This window comes from Blastococcus sp. SYSU DS0539 (genome assembly GCF_054050855.1).
Window position 1 is genome coordinate 53947 of record NZ_JBJHAF010000008.1, and the last position, 26406, is coordinate 80352.

A 26406-nucleotide genomic window follows, 5' to 3' on the forward strand; every position below is an offset into this window, starting at 1 on the left:
CGGTGAGCGGTACCGCCGTCGCCCTCGTGGCGGCCATCGCCGGGATCCCGGTCGGCCACCTGGTGAACCGGGCCGCCGGCCGCTTCCCGTGGCCGGCGGAGGTCCGGGTGCGGGACCTGGTCGGCCCCGGACCTGTCGCGGTCCGGCCCCCGGTGCTCGAGCTCGTCGGTGCGGTCCTGTTCGGCCTGGTGGGCCTGCGCTTCGGCGCGGTGGCCGAGCTGCCGGCCTTCCTCTTCCTGGCCGGTGCCGGTCTGCTGCTCGCCCTCGTCGATCTGCAGCACCGGCTGCTGCCCAACCGCGTCGTCGTCCCCTCCGTCGTCGTCGGCGTCGCGCTCCTGGTCATCCCGGCGGCGGTGGAGGGGAACTGGCCCGCGTTGCTGCGCGCGGTCATGGGCTCGGGGGTGCTCTTCGCGGCCTTCCTAGTCCTCGCCTTGATCGCGCCGAGCGGTCTGGGCATGGGCGACGTCAAGCTCGCCGCCTTGCTCGGCCTCTACCTCGGCTGGCTGGGCTGGACCGCGGTCGTGCTCGGGGGAGCCCTGGGGTTCGTGGTGCAGGCCCTGGTCGTGCTGCCCCTGCTGGCCGTGCGACGGATCGGACTGCGCAGCGAGCTGCCGTTCGGCCCGGCGATGCTGGCCGGCGCCGCCCTCATCGTGCTGTGGAGCACAGCCACGGCCTGACGCTCAAGAGGCCGACCGGTCGGGCCGACGTCTTCCGGTGACGGCACCGGTGCGGATCCCGTCGCTCTCCGTGAGCTGAACGGCGGCCGCGCCCCCGATGGGGGGAGGCCTGTCGTCCGATCGGGTGACTGACGCTCAAGCCACCGCCGTGCCGGCCCGATGGGACCCCTGTCGCCACGAAGCCGGGTCATCCGATCCGGACCCGCTGGCCTCGCACCCCAGGGAGTTCCCGTGCTCAACGTCTACGCCGCCATCGCCACCCTGACCTCCTTCGTCGAGGGCCGCCTCAACCGCGACGAGAAGGGCGCCACCGCCGTCGAGTACGGCCTCATGGTCGGCCTGATCGCCGTCGTGATCATCACCGCCGTCATCGCGCTCGGCGGCCGCCTCAACACCCTCTTCACCTCCATCGTCACCGCTCTCGGCGGCACGGTCGCCTGACCGATTGCGGTTCCCTCCCTGCCCTCACGGCGCAGCGGCCGACACCCGGCCGCTGCGCCGTGGGGCAGGAGCCCTAGACCAGGAGAGGCGGTGAGCACGGATGACCCAGCGACTGCGCGACGAACGAGGCGCCTCGGCGGTGGAGTTCGCGTTCATCGTCCCGCTGCTGATCGTGCTCGTCCTCGGCATCGCCGAGTTCGGGCGGGCCTTCCAGGTCCAGGGCACCCTGTCGGCCGCCGCCCGCGAGGGCGCACGCGCCATGGCGCTGCAGAACGACCCGACCCTCGCCCGGGCCGCCGTCCTCGATGCCACCTCAGCCCTCACGCCCGCCATCGCCCCGCACCAGATCGTCGTCACGCCGGTGTCCTGCCCGGCGACCGGCGGCAGCAGCACGAACGTGCGGGTCACGATCACCTACCCGATGCCCTTCCTCACCGGCTTCTTCGGCGCGGGCGTCGACCTCACCGGAACGGGGGTCATGCGGTGCAACGGCTGACCTTCCGCCGCCGGCTCCGGCGCGACGAGCACGGTGCCTCTGCGGTCCTGCTGGCCCTCCTCCTCGTGCCGATGCTCGGCTTCGCCGCGATCGCCGTCGACGTCGGTGCGCTGTACGCCGAGCGCGCCCGGCTCCAGGTGGCAGCGGACGCCGCAGCCCTGGCCGTGGCCCAGGACTGCGCCCGCGGGAACTGCGGCGACATGCTCACGACGGCGCAGAGCCTGGTGGTCGCCAACGCCGGTGAGGCCACGGCGGGCCAGCCGGTGCTCTCCAGCAACCCGACCAGCGTCACCGTCGCGGGCAGCACCCCCAAGGAGCACTGGTTCGCGCCGGTGATCGGCCACGACGCCACCGAGGTGGCGGCGACGGCCACCGTGGCGTGGGGCGCTCCTGACCGCGGGACGGCGGTGCTCCCGCTGACCTTCTCGTGGTGCGAGTTCCTCCAGCAGACCGGCGGGGGAGAACCCTCCAGCGAGATCGAGCACACCATCCACTTCACCAAGAGCTCGAACACCGTGGGCTGCACCGGCCCGTCGAACCTCGTCGTCCCCGGCGGCTTCGCGTACCTCGACACGCCGCCGGCGGAGTGCGAGGCGGCCAGCGCCCGGAACGAGCGGTCGTACTCGTCGACGGGCAACACCCCGCCGTCGACCTGCACGCCGGCCTACCTGAACTCCTGGGTCGGGCACACGGTGCTGCTGCCGCTGTTCGACTCCTCCGGCGACTCCGGCACCAACGCCTGGTACCACGTGTTCGGCTACGCCGCCTTCCACATCACCGGGTTCCACTTCGGCGGCCAGTTCTCCACCGACGCCAAGCCGTGCAAGGGCGACGACCGGTGCGTGAGCGGCTACTTCACCGAGTTCGTCGACCTCGACGACGCCTTCTCGTACAGCCCGGACGCCCCGCAGCTCGGGGCATCGATCCTCCGACTCATCCGATAGGGGCGCTCCCGTGAGACGTCGTCTGATCGCCGCCGTCGCGGCGCTGCTCCTCGCCGGAGCCGGTGCCGTGGTGCTGCTGGCCTACGTGCAGGGCGCCGACGCCCGCGCGCTCGCCGGGACGGAGACCGTCCAGGTCCTCGTCGTCCGGACGCCGGTGCCGATCGGCACCCCGGCCGAGGAGCTCGGGGCGATGGTCGCCACCGAGCTGCTGCCGGCCAAGGCCGTTGCCGACGGAGCGGTCGAGGACCTGGAAGCCCTCGCCGGGCGCGTGACCACCGTCGACCTGCAGCCGGGGGAGCAGCTCCTGGCCGGCCGCTTCGCCGAGCCCGGTGACCTGCGGCTCCCCGGCACCGTCCCCGTCCCGGCCGGCGCCGCCGAGGTCAGCGTGCTGCTGGAGCCGCAGCGGGCGGTGGGTGGCCGGCTGTCCGCCGGGGACACCGTCGGCGTCTTCGTCTCCCTGACCCAGGACGCCGGGGGGGCCACGCACGCCGTCCTGCACCGGGTCCTGGTGACCCAGGTGCAGGGCGCCCCGCCGCCCGCCGACCCGGCCGCCGAAGGGGTGGAGACCGCCTCGGCCGGCAGCGCCGCGCCGACGGGCAGCGTCATGGTCACCCTGGCGCTCCCGGCGGCCGAGGCCGAGGCGGTCGTCTTCGGCGCCGAGCACGGCACCCTCTGGCTCTCCCTGGAACCGGAGGGAACCGACACCTCGGGCACCGAGGTCATCACCGGTACCAACATCTACGGAAAGGCGTTCGCATGAGCCGCGTCGTCCTTGCGGGGGCCGACGAGGCCCTGCAGCAGCGCGTGTCCGCGGCGGTGGACGGCGACGTCTACGTGCTGCCTCCCGGCCGGCTGCCGGCCGACCCGGCCCGGCTGTTCGAGCTCCTCGCCGACGGGGAGCTGCCCGAGGTGCTGCTGCTGGGCCCGCTGGCACCGGCGGAGGAGGTGCTGAACCTCGCCGGCCGGCTGGACGTGCAGTGCCCGGGCATCAGCGTCGTCCTCCTCGCGGACCCGGTCCCGGAGATGTGGCAGGCGGCCATGCGGGCCGGGATCCGTGACCTGGTCCCGCTGGACGCGGAGGCCGCGGAGATCCGGTCGGCGGTCGAGCGGGCCGGTGCCGCGGCCACGGGCCGCCGGCGGGTGCTGCGGCCCCTCGAGGAGACGGCCCGGTACACAGGACGGGTCATCACGATCGCCTCGCCCAAGGGCGGGGTGGGCAAGACGACGGTGGCCACCAACCTCGCCATCGGCCTCACCGCGGCGGCGCCGCAGTCCACGGTGCTGGTCGACCTCGACGTGCAGTTCGGCGACGTCGCCAGCGCGCTGGCGCTGCAGCCGGAGTACACCCTGCCGGACGTCGTCCGGGGCCCGGCCAGCGAGGACACGATGGTGCTGAAGACGTTCCTGACCCAGCACCCGAGCGGGATGTACGCGGTCTGCGGGTCGGAGTCGCCCGCGGCCGGTGACACGGTGACCGGCGAGGACGTCAGCCGGTTGCTGGCCGCGCTGGCCCGGGAGTTCCGGTACGTGGTGGTGGACACCGCACCCGGGCTGTCGGAGCAGACGCTCGCCGCCCTCGACCGGGCCACCGACGTGGTCATGCTCAGCAGCATGGACGTCCCGGGTGTCCGCGGGCTGCGCAAGGAGCTCGACGTGCTCCGCGAGCTCTGTATGATCCCGGCCGGCCGGCACGTGGTCATGAACTTCGCCGACCCCAAGGGCGGCCTGTCGGTCCGGGACGTCGAGACGGCGATCGGCACGGGCATCGACGTGGTCCTGCCCCGATCGGCCGCGGTGCCGGCGTCCACCAACACCGGCGTGCCGATCCTGGAGAGCGGTGGGCGCGACCCGATGGTCAAGGAGCTGCGCCGGCTGGTGTCCCGGTTCTCCGCCACCCCGATCGTGCGGCCGAGCCGCTACCGGGCCAAGCACCGGGCGGCGTCGTGAACCTTCTGAACCGGCTCGAGGCCGCTCGCGGCGGTACATCCCCCGAGGCCTCTTCCCAGGCCGACGAGGTCTCGCCCCTGCTCGCCGCACCGACAGCGCCGGTGCCGGAGCCCCGTCCGGTGAAGGCGGTGCCGCGTCCGGTGGCTCCGGCGTCGGTGGTGGCGCCGGTGGATGCGCTGGGTCGGTTGAAGGACCGGGTGGCGAAGGCGTTGTTCGAGCGGATGGGTGCTCGGATGAGTGATCCGTCGCTGGCCGAGGACCAGTTGCGCGCGTTGGTGCTGCGGGAGCTGGACGAGGTGGTCGAGGCGGAGAAGATTCCGCTGTCTGCCGAGGAGCGATCGCGGCTGACCTCCGAGCTGGCCGATGACGTGCTGGGGTTCGGGCCGTTGCAGCGGTTGCTGGATGACGCCTCGGTCACCGAGATCATGTGCAACGGGCCGGATTCGATCTATGTGGAGCAGTCGGGCCGGCTGGTGCGCACGCCGGCCCGGTTCGCCAACGAGGAGCACCTGCGGCGGGTGATCGACCGGATCGTGTCCCGGGTGGGGCGGCGGATCGACGAATCGTCGCCGCTGGTGGATGCGCGGCTGGCCGACGGTTCCCGGGTGAACGCGATCATCCCGCCGCTGGCGTTCTCCGGGTCGACGTTGACGATCCGCAAGTTCGCCAAGGACCCGTTCAAGGTCGACGACCTGATCGGGTTCGGCACGTTGTCCCCGGAGATGGCCGAGCTGCTGCAGGCGTGCGTGGATGCGCGGCTGAACGTGATCGTCTCCGGTGGTACCGGTACGGGGAAGACGACGCTGCTGAACGTGCTGTCGTCGTTCATCCCCGAGGGGGAGCGGATCGTCACCATCGAGGACGCGGTGGAGCTGCAGCTGCAGCAGGAGCACGTGGTCCGGCTGGAGTCACGGCCGCCCAACATCGAGGGCAAGGGTGCGATCACCATCCGGGACCTGGTGCGCAACAGCCTGCGCATGCGCCCGGATCGGATCGTGGTGGGGGAGTGCCGTGGTGGTGAGTCGCTGGACATGCTGCAGGCGATGAACACCGGGCACGACGGGTCGCTGTCCACGGTGCACGCCAACTCCCCCCGGGATGCGATCGCCCGGCTGGAGACCCTGGTGCTGATGGCCGGCATGGACCTGCCGCTGCGGGCGATCCGGGAGCAGATCGCCTCCGCCGTCGACGTCGTCGTCCAGCTCACCCGGCTGCGCGACGGCACCCGGCGGGTCACCCACGTCACCGAGGTCCAGGGCATGGAGGGCGAGACGGTCACCCTGCAGGACGCCTTCCTGTTCGATTACTCCGCCGGCGTGGACCCCGTCACCGGCCGCTTCCTGGGCGCCCCCGTGCCCACCGGCGTGCGGCCCCGCTTCACCGACCGCTTCACCGACATGGGCATCACCCTCTCCCCGCGAGTCTTCGGAGCCGCGGAGTCCGCTCCCGCGCCTCGACGGAGCTGGGGCTGATGTCGTCGATGCTGCTGCTCGCCGGCCTGGCCGCGGTCGCCGGCGGCGTCTTCCTCGTCGCCGTCGCGGTGCTGCCGGCTGGGCCGCTTCGGGTGCCGCTGACCCGGGTGGACCCGACGGCCGCCCCGACCACGTCGGCGCTGTCCGGGGCAGGCACCGCCGCAGGCGTCGCCCTCGGCCGGGTGCTCGAGCGGCGCGGCTGGGCGGTGTCCGGTGCGGTGGCGCTCGAGCGGGCCGGCGTGACCATGGCGCTGACGGACTTCGTCCTGGCCGTCGGGCTGGTGGCCACGTCCGCCGCGGTGCTGGGAGCGCTGGCCGGCGGGCTGCTGCTCGGGCTGGTGATGCCGCTGGTGATCCTCGTGGGCACGCGGATGCTGCTGCGCGTGCGGGCCGGCCGGCGCCGGGCGGCGTTCGCCGACCAGCTCGACGACTCCCTGCAGCTGATGGCATCCAGCCTGCGGGCCGGGCACAGCATCCTGCGCGCGATGGACTCGGTGGCCACCGAGGCCGCGGCGCCGACGTCGGACGAGTTCGCCCGGATCATCAACGAGACCCGCGTGGGCCGGGACCTCACCGATGCCCTCGACGAGGTCGCCGACCGCATGGGCAGCGAGGACTTCATCTGGGTCGCCCAGGCCATCGCCATCCAGCGCGAGGTCGGCGGCAACCTAGCCGAGGTGCTCGATGCCGTCGGCCACACCATCCGGGAACGCAACGCCATCCGCCGCCAGGTCAAGGCGCTGTCGGCCGAGGGCAAGCTCTCCGCCTACGTCCTCATGGCCCTGCCAATCGGGATCACCGCCTTCCTCTCCCTCACGAACCCGAGCTATCTCTCGGCGTTCACCGAGAGCCTGGCCGGCTACGCGATGCTCGCGGTGGCGGTCGTGATGATGCTGGTCGGGGGGCTGTGGCTCAAGAAGACCGTGGCCATCCGCTTCTGATGACCATCACTGCTCCGCAGGGGAACCGGAACGGGGTCCTCGACGCCACTCCGCAGGGGAACCGGAACACGCTCCTCATCGCCACTCCGCAGGGGGACCCGTGCTGACCTACTCGATGCCCGGACCCGTCCTGGCCGCTGTCGCCGCGGTCGCCCTCGGTGTGCCGATCCTGGGCTGGGCCTGCCTTCCGCGCTCGGGGACGGTGGCGCAGCAGGCGCAGGCCAACCTGTCCCGCGGCCTGGACCTCCCCGGCGGCGCCGGGCCGCGCGGCGGCCGGGTTCGGCCCGGGCCGGCTGCGCGACTGGTCGGCTACCTGACCCCGCGGGGGACGATCGACCGGCTTCACCGGCTGGCCGGCACCGCCGGCCGCCCGGCCGCCTGGCCGGTGGCCAAGCTCGTCGCCGCCAAGCTGGTGCTCGCGATGGTCGCCGCCGCGCTGAGCCTGCTGGTGTTCAGCGCGGGAGCGAGCCTGCTGACCGGCCTGATGGGTGCAACGGTCACTCTGGTCGCCTACTTCGTGCCCGAGCTCCTGCTGTACAGCCGTGGCCAGGAGCGCCAGCAGGCGATCGCCCTCGAGCTCGCCGACACCCTCGACCAGATGACGATCGCGGTCGAGGCCGGCCTCGGCTTCGAGTCGGCCATGGCGCGGGCCGCCAAGAACGGCAAGGGTGCGCTGGCCGAGGAGCTCACCCGCACGCTGCAGGACATCGCCGTCGGCCAGCCGCGCCGCGACGCCTACCTGGCGATGGCCGAGCGCACCGGCGTCACCGACCTGCGCCGGTTCATCCGCGCCGTCGTGCAGGCCGATGCCTACGGCGTCTCGATCGCCGACGTGCTGCGCACCCAGGCGCAGGAGATGCGGCTCAAGCGCCGCCAGCGGGCCGAGGAGAAGGCGATGCAGATCCCGGTCAAGGTGATCTTCCCGCTGATCCTGTGCATCCTGCCGACGCTGTTCATCGTGCTGCTCGGGCCCGCAGTCATGGACATCGTGGCGGCGTTCAGCGGCTGATTCCTTCACGGCCCCGTCGACATCGGCGGTCCCGCACGCTTCACACCGAAGTGCGCGGGGCCGCCGATGTCGTGTGTGGGACGGCTTGGTCGTGAAAACCGGCTGCCGGCGCCCGCAACGGACGTGAGTGAACTGCCGCCGACGGACGATGTACAGCGCGCCTGGGCCTCTTTCTGCGCGCCCCGCCGACCGTCCTGACGGCGCCCGCTGTCACCCACAGTGATTCACCTCTGCCCCGGAGGGGGCAGAAAGCTGTCACCCACACGGTGGACCCCCCTGTTGCGACCACTCTGCGTGACCGCAGTCTTGGTCCAGCCGCGACGGCGGGCCACGAGGCCCGACCCGGTTCGGCGACACGGGGGGAGAACCCACCATGCTCAACGTCTACGCCACCATCGCCACCCTGACCTCCTTCCTCGAGGACCGCCTCAACCGCGAGGAGAAGGGCGCCACCGCCGTCGAGTACGGCCTGATGGTGGGCCTCATCGCCGTGGTGATCATCGCGGCCGTCATCGCGCTCGGCGGCCGCCTCAACGCCCTCTTCACCCAGATCGTCACCGCCCTCGGCGGCACCGTCGCCTGACTGGGTCGAACGAACGACAGTCGCGGGCGGCGGCGTGGCGGCCACGAGGTCGCCGCACCGCCGCCCGCGGCACATCGGTCACACGCACACAAACGGGGGGAAGCGATGGGGAAGGTGCAGTCCGAGCGCGGTGCGGCGGCCGTCGAGTTCGCGCTGATCGTGCCGCTGCTGATCGTCCTGGTGCTCGGCATCGTCGAGTTCGGCCGCGCCTTCCAGGTGCAGGCCACGCTCGCCGCCGCCGCCCGGGAGGGCGCCCGCGTCCTGGCTCTCCAGGGCGACGAGGCAGCCGTCGAGGCCGCGGTCCAGTCCGCCAGCACCTCGCTGAACCCCGGCGTCACCTCCGATGGCATCACCGTCTCGCCGGTCTCGTGTGACGGGGCACCTGCCGGCACCAACGCCACCGTCACCGTCACCTACCCCATGCCCTTCCTCACCGGGTTCTTCGGTGACGCCATCACCTTGGACGCGGACGGAGTCATGCGATGCAACGGCTGAACCTCCGCCGCCGGCTGGAGGGGGAGCGCGGCGCCTCCGCCGTCCTGGTCGCCCTGCTCATGGTCCCGCTCCTCGGCTTCGGCGCGCTCGCCGTCGACATCGCGGCCGTCTACTCCGAGCGGCAGCAACTGCAGAACGGCGCCGACGCCGCCGCCCTGGCCATCGGTCACGACTGCGCGGCCGCCTTGCCGGCCTGCGCCGACCGCCAGACCACCGCGGACTCCCTGACCAGCGCCAACTACGACGAGGCCGGCTCCGTCCACGGGACCCCCACGGTGACCCTCGGGTCCGACGAGGTCACGGTGGTCAACCCCGGAACCCAGGGCCACTGGCTGGCCCCGGTGCTCGGGTTCGAGTCGAGCGAGGTGTCGGCCAGCGCCACCGTCCGATGGGACGCCCCGGGCGGCGGAACGGCCGTCCTGCCGCTGGCCTTCTCGTGGTGCGCCTTCGACGCCCAGACCGGCGGCGGCACGCCCACCGGCAGCGATCCCATCGTCATCGACTGGACCAAGACGGATGACACCGGCTGCACCGGGCCGTCCGGTCTGGAGGTCCCCGGGGGGTTCGGCTGGCTGGAGACCGACCCGGACGTGTGCGGGGCAACCTCCACGGTCGACGGGATCGTGGACTCCTCGCCGGGCGCGAGCGTCCCTGAGGAATGCGAACCGGACTACTTCGCGAGCCTCGTCGGGACGACCGTGCTGCTGCCGATCTTCGACGAGTCGGGCGACACCGGCTCCAACGCCTGGTACCGGATCTACGGCTACGCCGCCTTCACGATCACCGGCTACAACTTCGCCGGCCAGTACTACAGCACCCCGAAGCCCTGCAAGGGCGAGGAGCGGTGCATCGCGGGCTACTTCACCGAATTCGTCGATTCGACCGACGCCTTCACGCCCGATCCGACCGCGCCGGATCTCGGCGCCGTGGCTGTCCAGCTCGTCGCCTGATCTTTCGAACACATCCACTGGGGGAACAGTGAACCGCCGAATCCTTGCCGCCGTGCTCGCGCTCGGCCTCGCGATCGTGGGCACCGTCGTGCTGGTGTCCTACGTCCGCGGGGCCGACGCGCGGGCCCTCAAAGGCGTCCAGACCACACCGGTCCTCGTCGTCACCGCGCCCGTTCCCGAAGGAACGCCGGCCGGCGACCTCGCCCGGTCGGTCCGGCTGGAGCAGATCCCCGCCAAGGTGGCGGCCACCGGCAGCGTGAGCGATCTGGCCGACCTCGGTGACCGGGTGAGCACCGTGGCTCTGCAGCCGGGCGAGCAGGTGCTCGCCAGCCGGTTCGCCGACGAGTCGAGCCTGCAGCCGCCGGGCATCGTCGAGGTGCCGCCGGGGTTCTCCGAGGTCAGCGTGCTGCTCGAGCCGCAGCGCGTGGTCGGTGGCCGGCTGACCGCCGGTGACCAGATCGGCGTCTACATCTCCATGGAGCTGGAGGACGCGAACGACAAGAAGACCGGCACGACGCACTCCGTCCTGCACGGCGTCCTGGTCACCCAGGTGCAGGGCGCGCCGGCGCCGGCGCCCGCGGCCGAGGGGTCGACCGAGACGGTGGCCGCCGGTGCTGCCGCCCCGTCGAACAGCCTGATGGTGACCGTCGCGCTGCCCGCCCGGGACGCCGAGAAGGTGGTCTTCGGCATGGAGCACGGCACCGTCTGGCTGGCGCTCGAGCCCGAGGGCGCGGACAACTCCGGCACCGGGATCGTCACGCAGAACAACATCTACGGTGACGCGCTCGCCGGCCTCACCGCCGCCGACGGGGGGTCGGGAGAATGAGCCGCGTCGTCCTCGCCGGAGGAACTCCGGACCTGACCGAGCGGCTGCACGCCGCCCAGCCCGACCTCGTGGTGCTGCCTCCGGGACGGGTGCCCACCGAGCCGATCCGCCTGATCGAGCAACTGCCGGCCGGCGACCTGCCCCAGGTCGTCGTCCTCGGCCCCGCGGCGCCGGTGGAGGACGTCCTCGCGCTGGCTAGTGCGCTCGACGCAGCCTGGCCCGGCATCAGCGTCGTGCTCGTCGCGGCGCCGACCCCGGAGCTGTGGCCGGCCGTCATGCGCGCCGGGATCCGGGACGTCGTCGCACCGGACGCCGACGTCGCGGCGCTCCGCGAGGTGACCGAGCGGGCGGCCCAGGCCGCGGTGGGGCGTCGGCAGGTGCTCCGGCCGGTCGCCGGCGAGCCGTCGGCCCCCGGACGGGTCATCTCCGTCCTGTCCCCGAAGGGCGGGGTGGGCAAGACCACCGTGTCCACGAACCTGGCGGTGGGGCTGGCCGCGGTGGCGCCGCAGTCGACCGTCGTGGTGGACCTGGACGTGCAGTTCGGCGACGTCGCCACGGCCCTCGGGCTGCAGCCGGAGTACACGCTGCCCGATGCCGTGCACGGCCGGGCCAGCGAGGACACGATGGTGCTGAAGACGTTCCTGACCCAGCACCCGAGCGGGCTCTACGCGGTCTGCGGGTCGGACTCCCCGGCGGCCGGTGACACGGTGACCGGCGAGGACGTCAGCCGGTTGCTGGCCGCCCTGGCCCGCCAGTTCCGGTACGTGGTGGTGGACACCGCGCCCGGGTTGTCGGAGCAGACGCTCGCCGCTCTGGACAAGTCGTCGGACGCCGTCCTGCTCAGCAGCATGGACGTTCCAGGTGTCCGCGGGCTCCGCAAGGAGATCGACGTCCTCGGTGAGCTGGACCTGCTGCCCGCCGGCCGGCACGTGGTCATGAACTTCGCCGATCCCAAGCACGGCCTGGCCCTGTCCGACGTCGAACTCGCCCTCGGCACGGGCGTCGATGTGGTGCTGCCGCGGTCGGCGTCGGTGCCGGCGTCCACGAACCAGGGTGTTCCGCTGCTGTCGCGCGACCTCAAGCGCGACCCGGCCACCAAGGAGCTGCGCCGGCTGCTCGAGCGGTTCGGGGTGGCGCCCGCCGCCAAGCCCGGCGGCTTCTGGACCCGTTCGAAGGTGGCCTCCTGATGCGCCTGGGCGAGCGGCTGGACGCCACCCGCGGACGGGTGACCGCCCAGGCGCAGCAGACCGCACCCGCCGGCCCGGGGACCGAGCCGAGCCAGGCATTCACGCCCTTCCCGGAGCCTCGTACGCGAGTGGCGGGTGCCCCGCCGGTGAAGCCGGTGCCGCGGCCGGCTGTGCCGGTGGCTGTGGTGGCGCCGGTGGATGCCCTGGGTCGGTTGAAGGACCGGGTGGCGAAGGCGTTGTTCGAGCGGATGGGTGCTCGGATGAGTGATCCGTCGCTGGCCGAGGACCAGTTGCGCGCGTTGGTGCTGCGGGAGCTGGACGAGGTGGTGGAGGCGGAGAAGATCCCGCTGTCTGCCGAGGAGCGGGGCCGGCTGACCGCGGAGCTGGCCGATGACGTGCTGGGGTTCGGGCCGTTGCAGCGGCTGCTGGACGACGACTCGGTCACCGAGATCATGTGCAACGGGCCGGATTCGATCTACGTGGAGCAGTCGGGGCGGTTGGTGCGCACGCCGTCGCGGTTCGCCAACGAGGAGCACCTGCGGCGGGTGATCGACCGGATCGTGTCGCGGGTGGGGCGGCGGATCGATGAGTCGTCGCCGCTGGTGGATGCGCGGCTGGCCGACGGGTCGCGGGTGAACGCGATCATCCCGCCGCTGGCGTTCTCCGGGTCGACGTTGACGATCCGCAAGTTCGCCAAGGACCCGTTCAAGGTCGATGACCTGATCGGTTTCGGCACCTTGTCCCCGGAGATGGCCGAGCTGCTGCAGGCGTGCGTGGATGCGCGGCTGAACGTGATCGTCTCCGGCGGTACCGGTACGGGTAAGACGACGCTGCTCAACGTGCTGTCCTCCTTCATCCCCGAGGGGGAGCGGATCGTCACCATCGAGGACGCCGTCGAGTTGCAGCTGCAGCAGGAGCACGTGGTCCGGTTGGAGTCCCGCCCGCCCAACATCGAGGGCAAGGGTGCGATCACCATCCGCGACCTCGTCCGCAACTCGCTCCGTATGCGCCCGGATCGGATCGTGGTGGGGGAGTGCCGCGGTGGTGAGTCGCTGGACATGCTGCAGGCGATGAACACCGGGCACGACGGGTCGCTGTCCACGGTGCACGCCAACTCCCCCCGCGATGCGATCGCCCGGCTGGAGACCCTGGTGCTGATGGCGGGGATGGATCTGCCGCTGCGGGCGATCCGGGAGCAGATCGCCTCCGCCGTCGACGTCGTGGTCCAGTTGACTCGGCTGCGGGATGGCACCCGGCGGGTCACCCACGTCACCGAGGTGCAGGGCATGGAGGGCGAGACGGTCACCCTGCAGGACGCCTTCCTGTTCGACTACTCCGCTGGGGTCGACCCGGTCACCGGCCGCTTCCTGGGCGCCCCGGTGCCCACCGGGGTGCGGCCCCGGTTCACCGACCGCTTCACCGACATGGGCATCACCCTCTCCCCCCGCGTCTTCGGGGTTCCGGCTCCTGTCCCGGGCGGCTGGCGATGAGCGGGACCGCCGCGCTCGCGCTCGGCGTCCTCGCCGCCACGGCTGCGCTCGTCCTGGGCGTCCTGGCCGTCGTCCCGCCGCGGGAGCGCGTGTCCCTGAGCCGGCTCGACCCGACGATCGGGCCACGGCCGAGCGCCCTGACCGGCCTCACCGAGCGGGCGCAGGGCGGGATCGAGACGGTGCTCGCCCAGCGCGACGGTGGTTCGGGGCTGGCCCGGGACCTGCAGGCCGCCGGGCTGCGGCTGCGCCCGGCGGACTTCGTGCTGCTGACCTGCTCCGGCCTGGTCGTCGCGGGGGCGCTCGGTCTGCTGCTCGGTGGGCTGCTGCTCGGCGTCGTCCTGGCCGCGCTCGCACCCCTGGTGGCGAAGGTCCTGCTGAGCGTGCTCGCCGGCCGGCGCCGGGCGGCGTTCGCCGACCAGCTCGACGACTCGCTGCAACTGATGGCATCCAGCCTGCGGGCCGGGCACAGCATCCTGCGGGCCGTCGACTCCGTCGCGCAGGAGGGCGCCGCTCCCACGTCGGAGGAGTTCGCCCGGATCATCAACGAGACCCGGGTCGGCCGTGACCTCGGTGCCGCGATCGACGAGGTCGCCGACCGGATGCGCAGCGAGGATTTCACCTGGGTCGCCCAGGCCATCGCCATCCAGCGCGAGGTCGGCGGCAACCTCGCCGAGGTCCTCGACCGGGTCGGCCACACCATCCGCGAACGCAACGCCATCCGCCGCCAGGTCAAGGCCCTCGCCGCCGAGGGCAAGCTCTCCGCCTACGTCCTCATGGCCCTCCCGATCGGGGTGGGGCTCTTCCTGTTCCTGATCCGGCCCGAGTACATGAGCGTCTTCACCGAGAGCCTGATCGGCTACGCCATGCTCGCCGCCGTCGCCGTGCTGCTGACGGCGGGCGGGCTGTGGTTGCGCAAGACCGTCCGCATCACCTTCTGAGGGGGCACGACATGATCCTCGTCTCCGGTGCCGCCTTCGTGGTGGTGTCTGCATTCCTGCTGCTGGGGTGGGCGCTGGTCGCCCGGCCCGACGCCGCGGCGGCGACCACCCGCGCGAACCTGGTCCGGGGCCTGGACCTGACGACCGGCACGCCGGTCGGGGCAGGTACCCGCCCTGGCTCGTCCCTGGTCGCTGCGCTCACCCCGCGCGGTACGGCCGCGCGGTTGCAGCGGCTGGTGGCCGGTGCCGGGTACCCGAAGGAGTGGCCGCTGCCCCGGCTCGTGGCGGCCAAGCTGGTGCTGGCCGCCGTGGCCGGTGCTCTCGGCTTCCTGTTCCTGGCCGACGGGCTCAGCTTCTTCCGCGTCCTGCTGCTCGTCGCCATGGTCGGGATCTCCTACTTCGTCCCCGAGCTGCTGCTCTACAGCCGGGGCCAGGAGCGCCAGCAGGAGATCCAGCTCCAGCTCGCCGACACCCTCGACCAGATGACCATCGCGGTCGAGGCCGGTCTCGGCTTCGAGTCGGCCATGGACCGGGCCGGCAAGAACGGCAAGGGCGCGCTCGCCGAGGAGCTCACCCGCACCCTGCAGGACATCGCCGTCGGCCAGCCGCGCCGCGACGCCTACGTCGCGCTGGCCGAGCGGACCAACGTCCAGGACCTGCGCCGGTTCGTCTCCGCCATCGTCCAGGCCGACCAGTACGGCGTCTCCATCGCCGACGTGCTACGCACCCAGGCCGGGGAGATGCGGCTCAAGCGCCGGCAGCGGGCCGAGGAGAAGGCCATGCAGATCCCGGTCAAGGTCATCTTCCCGCTGATCCTGTTCATCCTGCCGACGCTCTTCATCATCGTGCTGGGCCCGGCCGTCATCGACATCATCGGCGCGTTCAGCGACTGAGCCGTCGACGACTCCGTCGTCGCGTGTCCGCATCCCGAGGAGAACCATGACCAAGCAGACCGTCCGCCGGCGCCTGCTGGCCGTCGCCGGCACGCTCGCCGTGGCCTCGACCCTTCTCGGGTGCACGGCCACCCCGCCGGCCGACCCCAGCGGTGGGCTCGCCGTCGTGGTCGGTGCCCACAGCAACATGCCCGCAGCCACCGTGGGGGGCGTCGCCGCGCAGGTGCTCACCAACGCCGTCGCCACCCGGGCCGCCGTCTCCTACGTGGTGGCGGACGGCGCGCCGTTCGTCGTGGGCGACGCCCGGCCGGCGGACGCCGGTCGCGAGTCGCTCGACGAGCAGCTGACCTCGGCGGCGGCGAAGACGCCCGAGACCGACCTGCTGACGGCGCTCGGCCTCGCCGTCGGGGAGATCGCCGCGGCGGACGGGCGACGCACGATCCTCGTCGTCGACTCGGGCCTGTCCACCATCGGCGCGCTGGACTTCCGGCAGCGCGGCCTGCTCGACGCCGATCCGGCCGACGTGGTGGCGAGCCTGCAGGCGGCCGGTGCCCTGCCGGACCTCGGCGGCGTCCACGTCGTCTTCCAGGGCCTCGGCGACACCGCCGCCCCGCAGCCCTCGCTGGGGGAGCCGGTGCGCCGCCAGCTGGCCGACCTCTGGACCGCCGTGGCGCTGGCATCCGGCGCCCTGGACGTCAGCGTCGAACGCACCCCGCTGGAGGGCGAACCCGTCCCCGGCCTGCCCCCGGTGAGCCCCGTCGGCCCGGGCGGGGGAATGACCTGCACGCAGAACACCGTGGTCCTCGACGGCGGTGCGGTCGCCTTCCAGGCCGACACCGCAGCGTTCCAGGACGCCGCCGCCGCGGCGGCGAAGCTCCAGCCGATCGCCGACCGGATGCGGGCCGCCGGCGTCACCGCGACGCTGACCGGGACGACCGCCGACGTCGGCGATGCGGAAGGTCAGCAGCGGCTCAGCCGGCAGCGCGCGCAGGCGGTCGCCGATCTGCTCGGGAGCCTCGGTGTACCCGCGGACCGGATGACCGTCGTCGGTCTGGGCAGCGATTTTCCCGGCTACGTCCAGGACCGGGACGGGAACGGCACGCTGTCGCCGGCGGCGGCCGCGCAGAACCGGAAGGTGACCATCGAGCTCGTCGGAGCCGGCCCGGCCGTCTGCACGTAGCGCGCCCCCGCCCCAGGCGCAGAAGGCTCTGCCTACGGAACGAGCTGCTGATCCGTAGGCAGAGCCTCCTGGGCCTCGGGGGCCGGGGTGTCAGCCGGTGGAGCGGGGCTGGGCGGGGTTGGTCGGGTCGCCCTGCGAGGGCGGGTTCATCTTCGGGCCGGTCGTGGCCTCCGACACCTTGGAGCCGGTGGAGGCGTGCACGGGGTCGTCCGCCGCGGCCGCGGCCGGGTCCCCGCCGGAGGGCTGGGCGCCCTCGCGCAGCGACGTGAGCCGGTTCTCCATGATCGTCACCACCTGCGCCCGGTTGGCGTGCGACCGCTCGTACTCCAGGACCGTCTCCAGTCCCTGGGCGTCCAGCGTCCGGATCCGCGAGGTCAGTCCCTCCACCGGCAGGTGGTCGTAGTCGGGCAACGGCAGTTGGTCGTGCTCTGTCATCCCTCGTCCTCTCGGCGGTTCCTTGACGCAGGACCGCCTACCCCCGGCTCCCGGAAACGACACCGGGTGTGACGGCGCGACCGGTGGGTAGGCGGCGACGACGGGCATCGCGAGGGTTCGTGATGCCCGTGACCGAGCAGTACCCCCCGATCGACCGAGGAGTTGTCCCGCCGACATGGACGTGTCCTTCCTGGAGCCGGTGTTCGCCGCCGCAGGGCCCTACGCCACCGTGTGCGCCGACGTCACGCACACCACCGAGAACGCCGACACGGAGCTGGACCTGCGGGTACGCGCGCTGACCGAGCGGCTGGCCGAGCAGGGCGCCCCCGAGGTGGTGGTCGAGGCCGTGCGCGCCCGGTTGCTGGAGGGGAACGAGGGCGGGGAGGCCGGCACGCTCAAGGGCCGCGCCGTCGTCGTCGCCGCCGACGGTTCTGTCGTGCTGGACGAGGTGCTGGCCGACAGCCCGGCCCGCGAGACCGCCGAGTGGTCGCCGCACCCGGACCTCGCGCCGGTGCTCCAGCAGCTGGCCGGCCGGGTGCCGCACGTCGTCGTCGTCGCCGACCGCGTGGGCGCGGACATCACCACGGCGGGCCTCGCCGGCCGGCCCGACCAGGAGCAGCAGGTGGAGGGCGACACCTTCCACATGCAGAAGGTCAAGGTCGGCGGCTGGGCGCACAACACCTACATGCACACCGCCGAGAACCAGTGGGAGGAGAACCTCGGCCGGGTCGCCGACGAGGTGGACTCCCTGGCCCGCCGGCTGCCGATCCGGTTCGTCCTGGTCGCCGGGGACGTGCGGGCCCGCCAGATCTTCAGCGACAAGGCGGCCGCCGCGTGGTCGGACCTCGTCGTGTCCATGGAGGAGGGTGGCCGGGCCGCCGGCGCCGACCGCGAGCCGGTGCAGCGGCGCACCGCCGAGCTGATCGCCGAGCACGAGGCGCGCGACATCGCCGATGCCGCCGAGAAGGTCCAGAGCGCCGGTGCCCACGGGCTGGCCGTCACCGGGACCGCCGCGGTGGTCGACGCGCTGCGCAAGGGCCAGGTGGAGACGCTCGTGGTCACCGATGCCCTGGAGGACGACGCCACCCTCCTGGTGGGCGGCAGCCCGCTGGAGCTCGGGGTGAAGCAGCAGGACATGGACGCCCTGGGCACCCACGGCGAGGTCGTCCCCGCCGGGTCCGCGCTGCTGGCCGCCGCGGTCGCCAGCGCCGCCGGCGTGCTCGTCGTCCCGGCCGCCGCGCTGCCCGGCGGCGAGCCGGTGGCCGCGATCCTCCGCTACACCGACGCCTCCACGCCGTCGGCCTGACCTCCCGCACCGAGAACCCGAAGGAGAACCACCCCGTGACCGACCCGCACCAGCCCGCCACCAGCCCCGGCACCGACCAGGGCGACATCGAGCGCCGCGCCGCGCTCGCCGAGTCCCTCGGCAAGGAGGTCTGGCCGGCCGACCGGGACGCGCTGATCGCCAAGGCCCAGGAGGGCACTCCCCCCGACCGGGTGCTCTCGGACCTGCGGCGGCTGCCGGCCGGCCAGCAGTTCGAGAATGTCCAGGAGGTCGCCGAGGCCCTCGGCCTGGGCACCGAGCAGCAGCGGTTCTGAGGTGACCACGCAGAAGAAGCCCAGCGCCGAGGCGCTGGACAACGTCACCGAGGACAACATCGAGAAGCGGTCCCACCTGCTCCCGGAGGAAGCCGGGCTGCAGGGCAGCGGCATGGAGGAGGTCGCCGCCGAGGTGATCCTGGCCGAGTCGGAGGAGCGGACGGTCCACCCCGACCCCGACGACGCCCAGGGTGCGCACCGGCAGTCCGCCGAGACCGCGGACCAGCCCTGACGTGCGGCACGAGCATCCGGTCCGGCTGCGCTGGTCGGACCCCGACATGCTGGGCCACGTCAACCACGCGCGGGCGCTGAGTCTTCTCGAGGACGCCCGGCTGGCGCTCGGTGACGACCACGCCGGCGGCGGGCTGATCCTCGCCCGTCTCGAGGTCGACTACCTGCGCCAGCTCTACTACCGGGTCGGCGAGGAGCTCTGCGTGCACAGCTGGGTGACCCGGCTGGGCACGAAGTCCTTCACGATGCGGCAGGAGCTGGCGCAGGACGGCGAGGTGGCGATCCGCGCCGACGTCGTCCTGGTGGTGTTCGACTTCGCCGCGAACGCCAGCCGGCCGTTGACCGAGGCCGAGCGCACGCACTGGTCCCGGTACCTGGAGAGCTGAGGGTGCCGTCTTCGACGGCTGCGCCGAACGAGGCGTGGCCGTCGGAGACGGTGTCGAGCTCCGGGTGCCCACCTCCGGGACAGCACCGGACGAGCTGGTCGAGGCGCTGGTCCCCTTCCTCGCGATGTGATCATCTCCGCCGATCCGGGTAGGGCTGCCCGAGTCGACGAGAGGAGCGGTCATGCCGAAGACGGCGAAGAACGGCTCGGCCAAGCAGTCGGAGCTGCCGAGCACGCTGCGGCGATCGGCGAAGAAGGCGCAGCGCACCTTCACCAAGGCCCACGACTCCGCGGTGGAGGAGTACGACGACGAGGAGCGTGCCAACCGGACGGCGTGGGCGGCGGTCAAGCACAGCTTCGAGAAGGTCGGCGACCACTGGGAGAAGAAGCCCGGCGGCAAGAAGGGACCCTCCGACGCCCAGGCCGCCGGTGGTCGCGGCACCGGTAAGGAGACCAAGGGCGGGGTGAACGCCAACGCCTCGAAGTCCCACCTCTACGACCTGGCCAAGAAGCTGGACATCTCCGGCCGGTCGAAGATGAAGAAGAAGGACCTGGTCGACGCCATCCAGAAGGCGAGCGACAAGAAGACCGCCGCCGCGCGCAAGAAGTAGCGCGCGCGGCCGGGCCGGGCAGCTCCAGCCGGGGAGGTCCGGCCCGGGACGTCGTCCCGGTGTCAGCCGGGCGGTACGAGGAGGAACTCGGTCTGCCGGCCGTCGAGGTACTCGACGCCGTCCACGGTCAGCGCGACGCCCTCCTCGAGCCCGAGCCGCACGCACTGGCCGTCCCACTCGGGCACCGGCCGGCGGACGGCGAGCTCCAGCGCGTAGGCCGTGTCGGGGTGCACCGGGTGGTCCCCGGCACCGGGCACGCCGTGCTGCTGGTCCCACTGGCCGATCGCGGGGCCCGCGCCGTGCCCGTGGTAGCCGATCGGGTGCGAGTACACGTCGCCGTCGATGCCCTCGGCGGCCGCGGAGGCGCGGGCGGCGGCCAGGACCTCGTTGCCCGTCCGGCCGGGGACCAGCGCCGCGGTGGTCAGCTCCTGCATCCGGTTGGCCGCGCCCAGCGCGGCCCGCAGCCCGGCCGGGGCGGCCGTCTCGCCGGGGCGCAGCACGTAGGCGTTGCGCTGGGTGTCGGTCCGCAGGCCCAGGCTGCTCAGGCCCACGTCGCAGTGCAGCAGGTCGCCGCTGCGGACCACGGCGTCGTACGGGACGGCGGGCAGCAGCGTGCCCTGGTCCTCGACCAGCGGGACCCCGGCCCGCTGCAGGAGCACCGAGGGCTGGAACCACGGCTCCACCCCGAGGTCGTGGAAGCGCTGCCGGATCCACCACGCCACGTCCAGCCCTGTCGTCGTCCCGACCGTGACGACGGCGGGGGAGAACGCCTCGGCGATGACCTGGTGCGCCAGCCGGTTCATCGCGTGCAGCGCCGCGATCTCCTCGGGCAGCCGCGTCTCGAGCCAGCCGACCGCCAGCTGCTCGGCCGACACCAGCCGGTCGGCGTAGGGCCCGAGCGCCTCGGTCAGCAGCCGGTGCTCGGTGTGCGACAGCCCGTCGGCCAGCGCGAAGTGTTCGGAGACGTCGATGCCGATGCGCCGGGGGCAGGCCTGCTCCACGAACCGGCGGACCTCGGCCCACTGGGCGCGCCCGCCGTCGTCCCCGGCGTCGCCGCTCCAGGCCGGCAGGAACTGGCCGACCGGGTAGCGGGAGACGGCCGCGGGGGTGACGCCGTCGTCGCTGCGGTGCAGCAGCAGGATGGTGCGGCGCCGGGCGGACAGCCAGGTGGCGGGCAGCAGCGTGGCGAGGACCGGGTCCTCGTTGTACTCGCGCCCGACGACGATCCACAGGTCGATGCCGGCCCGGTCCATCAGGCCGGGCAGCACGTCGAGCAGCCGCTGGGTGAGCCATCGATCGCGCACGTCGGCCTGCTCCCGCAGCGGCAGGGGCACCGTCCGCGTCGGATCAGGCGCGACGAGCGACATGGTCCTAGGGAAACAGAGAACCGCCGAAGCCACCGGTCGAGAGCACCGGAGCGGGCGGGAGGTCCCCCGGCCGTGCGACGGCGCCCTGGCTCGCCGTCAGGCGACCGGCCGGCACCGGGGCGGAGGTGTGCCCGTGGCCGACCCGGCTGGCCGTACCGCTCGATCTCCCGGCACCGGCTCGTGCGCGATCACCACGTGGGATCCCCCGCCGGGGTGCGGGCGGTGCCAGGGTGGGGCACATGTCGCACCCCGATCCGGCGCTCGTCGACGTCCGCCTGCTCGCCGACCACCCCCTGGCCGACGCGGGGGACGGCCGCTCCCTCCGCATGGTCGCCCCCGGGGCGGTGACCGCCGGCCGGTTCGGCCTGGTCGAGTACCGGCTCGGCCCGCACACGCCCGGCGCGGCGCCGCACTACCACCGCACCTTCGCCGAGTCCTTCTACGTGCTCTCGGGCCGGCTGACCCTCTACGTCGACGGCGCGTGGCAGACCTACCGGCCGGGCGACTTCGCGATCGCCCACGAGCAGGGCGTGCACGGCTTCCGGAACGACGGGGACGAGCCGGCCGCGGTGCTCATCCTCTTCACCCCCGGGGTGGCCCGGGAGGCGTTCTTCGCCGAGATGGCCGAGATCGCACGCCGTGAGCAGCCGCCGACGACGGAGGAGATGGCGGCGCTCTACGCGCGGCACGACCAGGTGATGGTCGACGTCTGAGCGGACCGCGGCCGGGGATGGAAGGCTGGGCGCGGACGACGAGCGAAGGAGGCTGCGCATGCCCGAGGGGCCCTGGTTCTTCTGCATCAAGCACCACCGGGTCGAGGACCGCGACGGGTGCGCCGAGCGGCACCGGCTCGGCCCGTACGAGACGCGGCAGGAAGCCGAGAACGCACTGGCGGCCGTCGCCGAGCGGAACGAGAAGCTCGACGCGGAGGACCGCCGGTGGGAGGGCGACTGATCCCCGTCTCCGCGGCGAGGCATGATCGGTCGCAGCAGCCGGGCTGTCCGGCGCCGCGGAAGGGGTGGACGTGACGGACGGTCGCGCGGTCGAGGAACTGGTCGTCGGGGTGCTGGGCGGCACCGGTCCCCAGGGGCGCGGGCTCGCCGTCCGGCTGGCCGCCGCGGGTCAGCGGGTCCTGCTCGGCGGCCGCGATGCGGAGAAGGCCGAGGGGGTCGCCGCCGAGGTCGCCGGGCGCGCGGCGTCGGTCGCCGCCCCCGGGGTCGAGGTGTCGGTCACCGGCGGCTCGAACGTCGACGTCGCCGGCGCGGCGGACCTGGTCATCGTGGCGGTGCCGTTCGCCGGGCACGCCGACACGCTCCGGGAGCTCGCCACGCCGCTGGCCGGGAAGGTCGTCGTCGACTGCGTCGTGCCGATGGCCTTCGACGAGCTCGGCGCCTACGTGCTCGACGTCGAGGAGGGCAGCGCCGCCCAGCAGGCCGCGGCGCTGCTGCCCGACTCGCACGTCGTCGGCGCCTTCCACCACCTCTCGGCCAAGCTGCTCGAGGACCTCTCCCACCCGACGATCGACGGCGACGTCATGGTGGTCGGCGACGACCGCGCGTCCATGGACACCGTCCAGGCGCTGGCCGGCCGGCTGCCGGGCATGCGCGGCATCTACGCCGGCCGGCTGCGCAACGCCCGCCAGGTCGAGGCGCTCACCATCAACCTGGTGTCGGTCAACCGCCGCTACAAGGTGCACGCCGGCATCCGGATCACCGACGTCTGAGGTCCGCGACGACCGGGGCGGGTCGTACGACGGTCCGCCGCCGCGGCGGGTCGTGTCGCTGGTGCCGTCGCTGACCGAGGCGATCGCGGTCACCGACGCGGGCCTGCTCGCCGGCGCCACCGACTGGTGCACCCACCCGGCCGGGCTGGACGTGCCGCGGGTCGGCGGCACCAAGTGGCCCGACGTCGCGCGGGTCGTCGGCCTGGCGCCGGACCTGGTGATCGCCAACGCGGAGGAGAACCGGGACGAGGACGTCGCCGCGCTGCGCGCCGCCGGCATCCCGGTGTGGGTGACCGCGCCGGCCACCGTCGACCAGGCGCTGGACACCCTCGGCCGGATGCTCGCAGTGCTCGACCGGCCCGACCCCGACTGGCTGGTGCGGGCCCGCGAGGTCTGGGCCGACCCGCCCCGGCTGCCCGGCGTTGCCGCCGTCGTCCCGATCTGGCGCCGTCCCTGGATGGTGCTGGGCCGGGACACCTTCGCCGGGGACGTGCTGGCCCGGCTCGGCGTCCGCAACCTCTTCGCCGGCTCCGCCGACCGGTACCCAAGGCTCGCCCGTGACGAGCCGGCCACGGTGCCGGCCGAGCTCGTGGTGTTCCCCGACGAGCCCTACGCGTTCACCCCGGACGACGGCCCCGAGGCCTGGCCGCAGGCCCGGCCGGCGTTCGTCAGCGGCCGGCACCTCACCTGGTACGGCCCGTCCCTGGTCGAGGCGCCGGCGGTGCTGCTCGCGCAGCTCGGGGCGGAGGCGCCGGGCGGCGAGTGAGCAGTCGAGGTCGTCCGCGCCGGCGCGTGCGCGCGTGTCGTCGACCGCAACTGCCCACTCGGGCGCTCAGGTCCCGGGAGCCGGCCGGGAGGGCGGTCAGTCGAAGGAGTGCTCGGGGCCCGGGAAGACGCCGCCGCGGACGTCGTCGGCGTACTCCTTCGCCGCGCGCAGCAGCTCGCCGCGCAGGTCGGCGTACTTCTTCACGAACTTCGGCACCCGACCGCCGTTGAGCCCGGCCATGTCCGGCCACACCAGCACCTGGGCGTCGCAGTCGACGCCCGCGCCGATGCCGATGGTGGGGATGGCCAGCTCCTTGGTCACCTGCCCGGCGATCGCGGCCGGGACCATCTCCATGACGACGGCGAAGGCGCCCGCCTCCTGCACCGCGTGCGCGTCGGCCAGCAGCTGGTCGGCGCCGGCGCCCCGGCCCTGGACCCGGAAGCCCCCGAGGGCGTGCTCGCTCTGCGGGGTGAAGCCGATGTGCGCCATCACCGGGATGCCGGCGTCGGTGAGCTGCTTGATCTGCGGGGCGACCCGCACCCCGCCCTCGAGCTTCACCGCCTGCGCGCCGCCCTCCTTCATCATCCGGACGGCGGTGTCGAAGGCCTGCTGCGGGCCGGACTCGTAGCTGCCGAACGGCAGGTCGGCCACGATCAGCGCCCGCGAGGTGGAGCGGGTGACGGCCTTGGTCATCACCAGGAGGTCGTCGACGGTGACGGCCACCGTGCTGGTGTGCCCGAGGACGACGTTGCCGGCGGAGTCGCCGACCAGCATCACCGGGATGCCGGCCTCCTCGAAGACGGCCGCGCTGTAGGTGTCGTAGGCGGTGAGCATCGCCCACTTCTCGCCCCGTTGCTTGGCCTGCTGCAGGTGGTGGATGCGCACCCGCGCGGTGGACTGACCGCCGTAGAGGACCGACTCGCTCACGCTTGGGCTCCTTCTCGCACGGTGGGCAGGGTCTCCCGCCACCGGTTGGTGATCGGCAGGCGACGGTCGCGGCCGAACGCCTTGAGGCTGATCTTGGTACCCGGTGCCGACTGGCGGCGCTTGAACTCCGCGGCGTCCACCAGCCGGAGGACACGGGCGACGACCTCGGCGTCGTGCCCGCGTTCGAGCAGCTCGGCCATCCCGAGGTCGCGGTCGACGTAGTCGGCGATCACGGCGTCCAGCTCGTCGTAGGAGGGCAGCGAGTCGCTGTCCACCTGACCGGGGGCGAGCTCCGCCGACGGCGGCTTGTCGATGGAGTTCTGCGGGACGGGCTCGGTCTCGCCCCGGTCGCGGGCGTAGGCGTTCCGCCAGCGGGCGAGCTCCCAGACCAGCGTCTTGGGCACGTCCTTGATCGGGGCGAACCCGCCCGCCGCGTCGCCGTAGAGCGTGGAGTAGCCGACGGCGACCTCGCTCTTGTTGGACGTGGCGAGCAGCAGGTGCCCGTGCTGGTTGGACAGGCCCATGAGCAGCGTGCCGCGCACCCGGGCCTGCAGGTTCTCCGCGGCGACGCCGGAGAGCTCGACCGAGGCCTCGTAGGCGTCCACCATCGGCGCGATCGGGACGACGGAGTAGTGCATGCCCAGCCGGGACGCCGAGTCCTCGGCGTCGGCCAGGGAGTGCTCGCTGGACCACTTCGACGGCAGCCCGACGCCGTGCACCCGGTCGGCGCCGAGCGCGTCGACGGCGATCGCGGCGACCAGTGCGGAGTCGATCCCGCCGGACATGCCGAGCACCACCGAGGGCATGCCGTTCTTGTCGATGAAGTCCCTCAGCCCCAGGACCAGTGCCCGCCAGACCTCCTCGCAGTCACCGAGCGGGTCGGCGATCGTCGCCGGACGGCGCTCGAACGCGGGCACCGGCTCCTCGGACACCACGTGCCGGGTGACGGTCATCGGGCCGATCCGGCCGTCGGTCCGCTGCGAGACCGACGTCGGGTCGATGTCCAGGTCGACGGTGGCGAGGTGCTCGACGAACTGGGGGGAGCGGGCCAGCAGCGTGCCGTCGGCGGCGACGGCCATCGAGTCGCCGTCGAAGACCAGCTCGTCCTGACCGCCCACCTGGTTGCAGTAGACGATCGTCGCCCGCGCCTCGGCGGCCCGGCGGCGGACCAGGGGCAGCCGCAGGTCGTCCTTGGCCCGCTCGTAGGGCGAGGCGTTGGGGGAGACGACCAGGTCCACGCCGGCCTGGCCCGCGACCCCGCACGGCCCGCCCTCCACCCAGAGGTCCTCGCAGACGGTCAGCGCGACGTCCACCCCGTGCAGCCGGACGACCGGCAGGTCGGTGCCGGGCACGAAGTACCGGGCCTCGTCGAACACGCCGTAGTTGGGCAGGTGCCGCTTGTAGTACCGGGCGACGACGTCCCCGCCGTGCAGCAGGGCAGCGGCGTTGCGCGGCGCGCCCCGGCGCGGGTTGGCGTCGGCCGGCCGGTGGTCGTCGGTCGGAGGCTCGTCGATGGGCGCAGGGCCGCTGCCCTCGGTGTGCGCCAGGTACCCGACGACGACGGCGACGTTCCCCAGCCCCTGGTCGGCGAGCCGGGCGGCGAGGTCGACCAGCGCCCGCTCGCTGGCGCGGGCGAACGACTCCCGCAGCACGAGGTCCTCCGGCGGGTAGCCGGTCAGCGTCATCTCGGGGAAGACCACCAGGTGGGCGTCGGCCCGTGCCGCGCGCGCCGCCCACTGCACCACGAGGTCGCAGTTGCCCTCCAGGTCACCGACCCGGGTGTCGACCTGGGCCATGGCCACCCGCAACTGCACCGGCTGCTGATCACTCACCCCGCCAGTCTGGTCGTCCACCGACCGCGACGGCCAGACGGGGGGCCTCCGGCCTGCCGCC

The 26406-nt window shown here is 73.2% G+C and carries 31 protein-coding genes; 27 read left to right on the plus strand and 4 right to left on the minus strand.

Annotation, left to right across the window (positions count from 1 at the left end; all coding sequences use genetic code 11):
- Positions 1 to 2 precede the first annotated feature (2 nt).
- From ACI790_RS11565 to ACI790_RS11650, 18 genes are all read left to right on the plus strand, one after another.
- Positions 3 to 677, plus strand: coding sequence for a prepilin peptidase (locus tag ACI790_RS11565; RefSeq protein WP_456569917.1), 675 nt, complete (start codon positions 3 to 5; stop codon positions 675 to 677).
- Between the two features lie 231 nt (positions 678 to 908).
- Complete coding sequence (locus tag ACI790_RS11570; RefSeq protein WP_456569918.1) at positions 909 to 1118, plus strand: Flp family type IVb pilin; 210 nt, start codon at positions 909 to 911, stop codon at positions 1116 to 1118.
- 100 nt (positions 1119 to 1218) lie between these two features.
- Complete coding sequence (locus ACI790_RS11575) at positions 1219 to 1614, plus strand: TadE/TadG family type IV pilus assembly protein (protein ID WP_456569919.1); 396 nt, start codon at positions 1219 to 1221, stop codon at positions 1612 to 1614.
- Positions 1602 to 2558, plus strand: coding sequence for a pilus assembly protein TadG-related protein (locus tag ACI790_RS11580; protein WP_456569920.1), 957 nt, complete (start codon positions 1602 to 1604; stop codon positions 2556 to 2558). The genes ACI790_RS11575 and ACI790_RS11580 overlap by 13 nt, the downstream gene beginning before the upstream one ends.
- Before the next feature lie 10 nt (positions 2559 to 2568).
- Entirely contained in the window at positions 2569 to 3318 is a 750-nt protein-coding gene (gene cpaB, locus ACI790_RS11585; protein WP_456569921.1) for a Flp pilus assembly protein CpaB, read from the plus strand.
- A complete protein-coding gene (locus tag ACI790_RS11590; RefSeq protein WP_456569922.1) occupies positions 3315 to 4505 on the plus strand; it encodes an AAA family ATPase in 1191 nt (396 codons plus the stop codon). Before cpaB (ACI790_RS11585) ends, ACI790_RS11590 begins: the two co-directional genes overlap by 4 nt.
- A 233-nt stretch (positions 4506 to 4738) precedes the next feature.
- Entirely contained in the window at positions 4739 to 5977 is a 1239-nt protein-coding gene (locus ACI790_RS11595) for a CpaF family protein (RefSeq protein ID WP_456569923.1), read from the plus strand.
- The gene (locus ACI790_RS11600; protein WP_456569924.1) at positions 5977 to 6918 is read left to right on the plus strand and encodes a type II secretion system F family protein; all 942 of its coding nucleotides are present in this window, start codon (positions 5977 to 5979) and stop codon (positions 6916 to 6918) included. Before ACI790_RS11595 ends, ACI790_RS11600 begins: the two co-directional genes overlap by 1 nt.
- A gap of 115 nt (positions 6919 to 7033) precedes the next feature.
- Positions 7034 to 7927, plus strand: coding sequence for a type II secretion system F family protein (locus tag ACI790_RS11605; RefSeq protein WP_456569925.1), 894 nt, complete (start codon positions 7034 to 7036; stop codon positions 7925 to 7927).
- A gap of 373 nt (positions 7928 to 8300) precedes the next feature.
- Positions 8301 to 8510 (plus strand): Flp family type IVb pilin, encoded by a 210-nt coding sequence (locus ACI790_RS11610; protein ID WP_456569926.1) that lies wholly within the window; start codon positions 8301 to 8303, stop codon positions 8508 to 8510.
- A gap of 105 nt (positions 8511 to 8615) precedes the next feature.
- Complete coding sequence (locus tag ACI790_RS11615; protein ID WP_456569927.1) at positions 8616 to 9005, plus strand: TadE/TadG family type IV pilus assembly protein; 390 nt, start codon at positions 8616 to 8618, stop codon at positions 9003 to 9005.
- Positions 8993 to 9955 carry a pilus assembly protein TadG-related protein gene (locus ACI790_RS11620; RefSeq protein ID WP_456569928.1) on the plus strand — a complete coding sequence of 321 codons (963 nt, stop codon included), beginning with the start codon at positions 8993 to 8995 and terminating at the stop codon, positions 9953 to 9955. Before ACI790_RS11615 ends, ACI790_RS11620 begins: the two co-directional genes overlap by 13 nt.
- Before the next feature lie 52 nt (positions 9956 to 10007).
- Positions 10008 to 10781, plus strand: a complete 774-nt coding sequence (cpaB, locus tag ACI790_RS11625; RefSeq protein WP_456569929.1) for a Flp pilus assembly protein CpaB — start codon at positions 10008 to 10010, stop codon at positions 10779 to 10781.
- Positions 10778 to 11968: an AAA family ATPase gene (locus ACI790_RS11630; protein WP_456569930.1), complete on the plus strand. Its 1191-nt coding sequence runs from the start codon at positions 10778 to 10780 to the stop codon at positions 11966 to 11968. Before cpaB (ACI790_RS11625) ends, ACI790_RS11630 begins: the two co-directional genes overlap by 4 nt.
- 260 nt (positions 11969 to 12228) lie before the next feature.
- Positions 12229 to 13458 carry a CpaF family protein gene (locus tag ACI790_RS11635; RefSeq protein ID WP_456569931.1) on the plus strand — a complete coding sequence of 410 codons (1230 nt, stop codon included), beginning with the start codon at positions 12229 to 12231 and terminating at the stop codon, positions 13456 to 13458.
- Positions 13455 to 14396, plus strand: coding sequence for a type II secretion system F family protein (locus ACI790_RS11640; RefSeq protein WP_456569932.1), 942 nt, complete (start codon positions 13455 to 13457; stop codon positions 14394 to 14396). Before ACI790_RS11635 ends, ACI790_RS11640 begins: the two co-directional genes overlap by 4 nt.
- 11 nt (positions 14397 to 14407) lie before the next feature.
- Positions 14408 to 15289, plus strand: a complete 882-nt coding sequence (locus tag ACI790_RS11645; protein WP_456569933.1) for a type II secretion system F family protein — start codon at positions 14408 to 14410, stop codon at positions 15287 to 15289.
- Between the two features lie 46 nt (positions 15290 to 15335).
- Complete coding sequence (locus ACI790_RS11650) at positions 15336 to 16469, plus strand: OmpA family protein (RefSeq protein ID WP_456569934.1); 1134 nt, start codon at positions 15336 to 15338, stop codon at positions 16467 to 16469.
- A 90-nt stretch (positions 16470 to 16559) separates the two neighbouring features.
- Here the strand turns inward: ACI790_RS11650 and ACI790_RS11655 are convergent, their stop codons facing one another.
- Complete coding sequence (locus tag ACI790_RS11655) at positions 16560 to 16904, minus strand: hypothetical protein (RefSeq protein ID WP_456569935.1); 345 nt, start codon at positions 16902 to 16904, stop codon at positions 16560 to 16562.
- Positions 16905 to 17079: 175 nt separating this feature from the next.
- Between ACI790_RS11655 and ACI790_RS11660 the strand changes: the two genes are divergently transcribed.
- The 5 genes from ACI790_RS11660 to ACI790_RS11680 all read left to right on the plus strand — a co-directional run bounded on the left by ACI790_RS11660 (position 17080) and on the right by ACI790_RS11680 (position 19730).
- Positions 17080 to 18210 carry a baeRF2 domain-containing protein gene (locus ACI790_RS11660; protein ID WP_456569936.1) on the plus strand — a complete coding sequence of 377 codons (1131 nt, stop codon included), beginning with the start codon at positions 17080 to 17082 and terminating at the stop codon, positions 18208 to 18210.
- Between the two features lie 35 nt (positions 18211 to 18245).
- Entirely contained in the window at positions 18246 to 18503 is a 258-nt protein-coding gene (locus ACI790_RS11665) for a DUF2795 domain-containing protein (RefSeq protein ID WP_456569937.1), read from the plus strand.
- Position 18504: 1 nt separating this feature from the next.
- Positions 18505 to 18735, plus strand: a complete 231-nt coding sequence (locus ACI790_RS11670; protein WP_456569938.1) for a hypothetical protein — start codon at positions 18505 to 18507, stop codon at positions 18733 to 18735.
- 1 nt (position 18736) lies between these two features.
- Positions 18737 to 19120, plus strand: a complete 384-nt coding sequence (locus tag ACI790_RS11675) for an acyl-CoA thioesterase (protein ID WP_456569939.1) — start codon at positions 18737 to 18739, stop codon at positions 19118 to 19120.
- 181 nt (positions 19121 to 19301) lie between these two features.
- Entirely contained in the window at positions 19302 to 19730 is a 429-nt protein-coding gene (locus ACI790_RS11680; protein ID WP_456569940.1) for a ChaB family protein, read from the plus strand.
- A 62-nt stretch (positions 19731 to 19792) separates the two neighbouring features.
- Here ACI790_RS11680 and ACI790_RS11685 read toward each other — a convergent pair whose 3' ends face one another.
- The gene (locus tag ACI790_RS11685; RefSeq protein WP_456569941.1) at positions 19793 to 21097 is read right to left on the minus strand and encodes a M24 family metallopeptidase; all 1305 of its coding nucleotides are present in this window, start codon (positions 21095 to 21097) and stop codon (positions 19793 to 19795) included.
- A gap of 239 nt (positions 21098 to 21336) precedes the next feature.
- On the opposite strand from ACI790_RS11685, the gene ACI790_RS11690 reads away from it, so the two are divergent.
- From ACI790_RS11690 to ACI790_RS11705, 4 genes are all read left to right on the plus strand, one after another.
- Positions 21337 to 21810 (plus strand): cupin domain-containing protein, encoded by a 474-nt coding sequence (locus tag ACI790_RS11690; RefSeq protein ID WP_456569942.1) that lies wholly within the window; start codon positions 21337 to 21339, stop codon positions 21808 to 21810.
- 58 nt (positions 21811 to 21868) lie between these two features.
- Positions 21869 to 22051 carry a hypothetical protein gene (locus ACI790_RS11695; protein WP_456569943.1) on the plus strand — a complete coding sequence of 61 codons (183 nt, stop codon included), beginning with the start codon at positions 21869 to 21871 and terminating at the stop codon, positions 22049 to 22051.
- Between the two features lie 70 nt (positions 22052 to 22121).
- Entirely contained in the window at positions 22122 to 22820 is a 699-nt protein-coding gene (gene npdG, locus ACI790_RS11700; protein WP_456569944.1) for an NADPH-dependent F420 reductase, read from the plus strand.
- A gap of 52 nt (positions 22821 to 22872) precedes the next feature.
- A complete protein-coding gene (locus tag ACI790_RS11705) occupies positions 22873 to 23586 on the plus strand; it encodes a helical backbone metal receptor (RefSeq protein ID WP_456569945.1) in 714 nt (237 codons plus the stop codon).
- Positions 23587 to 23682: 96 nt separating this feature from the next.
- Here ACI790_RS11705 and panB read toward each other — a convergent pair whose 3' ends face one another.
- Both panB and ACI790_RS11715 read right to left on the minus strand, forming a co-directional pair.
- A complete protein-coding gene (gene panB / locus ACI790_RS11710) occupies positions 23683 to 24513 on the minus strand; it encodes a 3-methyl-2-oxobutanoate hydroxymethyltransferase (protein WP_456569946.1) in 831 nt (276 codons plus the stop codon).
- Positions 24510 to 26345: an NAD+ synthase gene (locus ACI790_RS11715; RefSeq protein WP_456569947.1), complete on the minus strand. Its 1836-nt coding sequence runs from the start codon at positions 26343 to 26345 to the stop codon at positions 24510 to 24512. The genes panB and ACI790_RS11715 overlap by 4 nt, the downstream gene beginning before the upstream one ends.
- Positions 26346 to 26406: the final 61 nt, after the last annotated feature.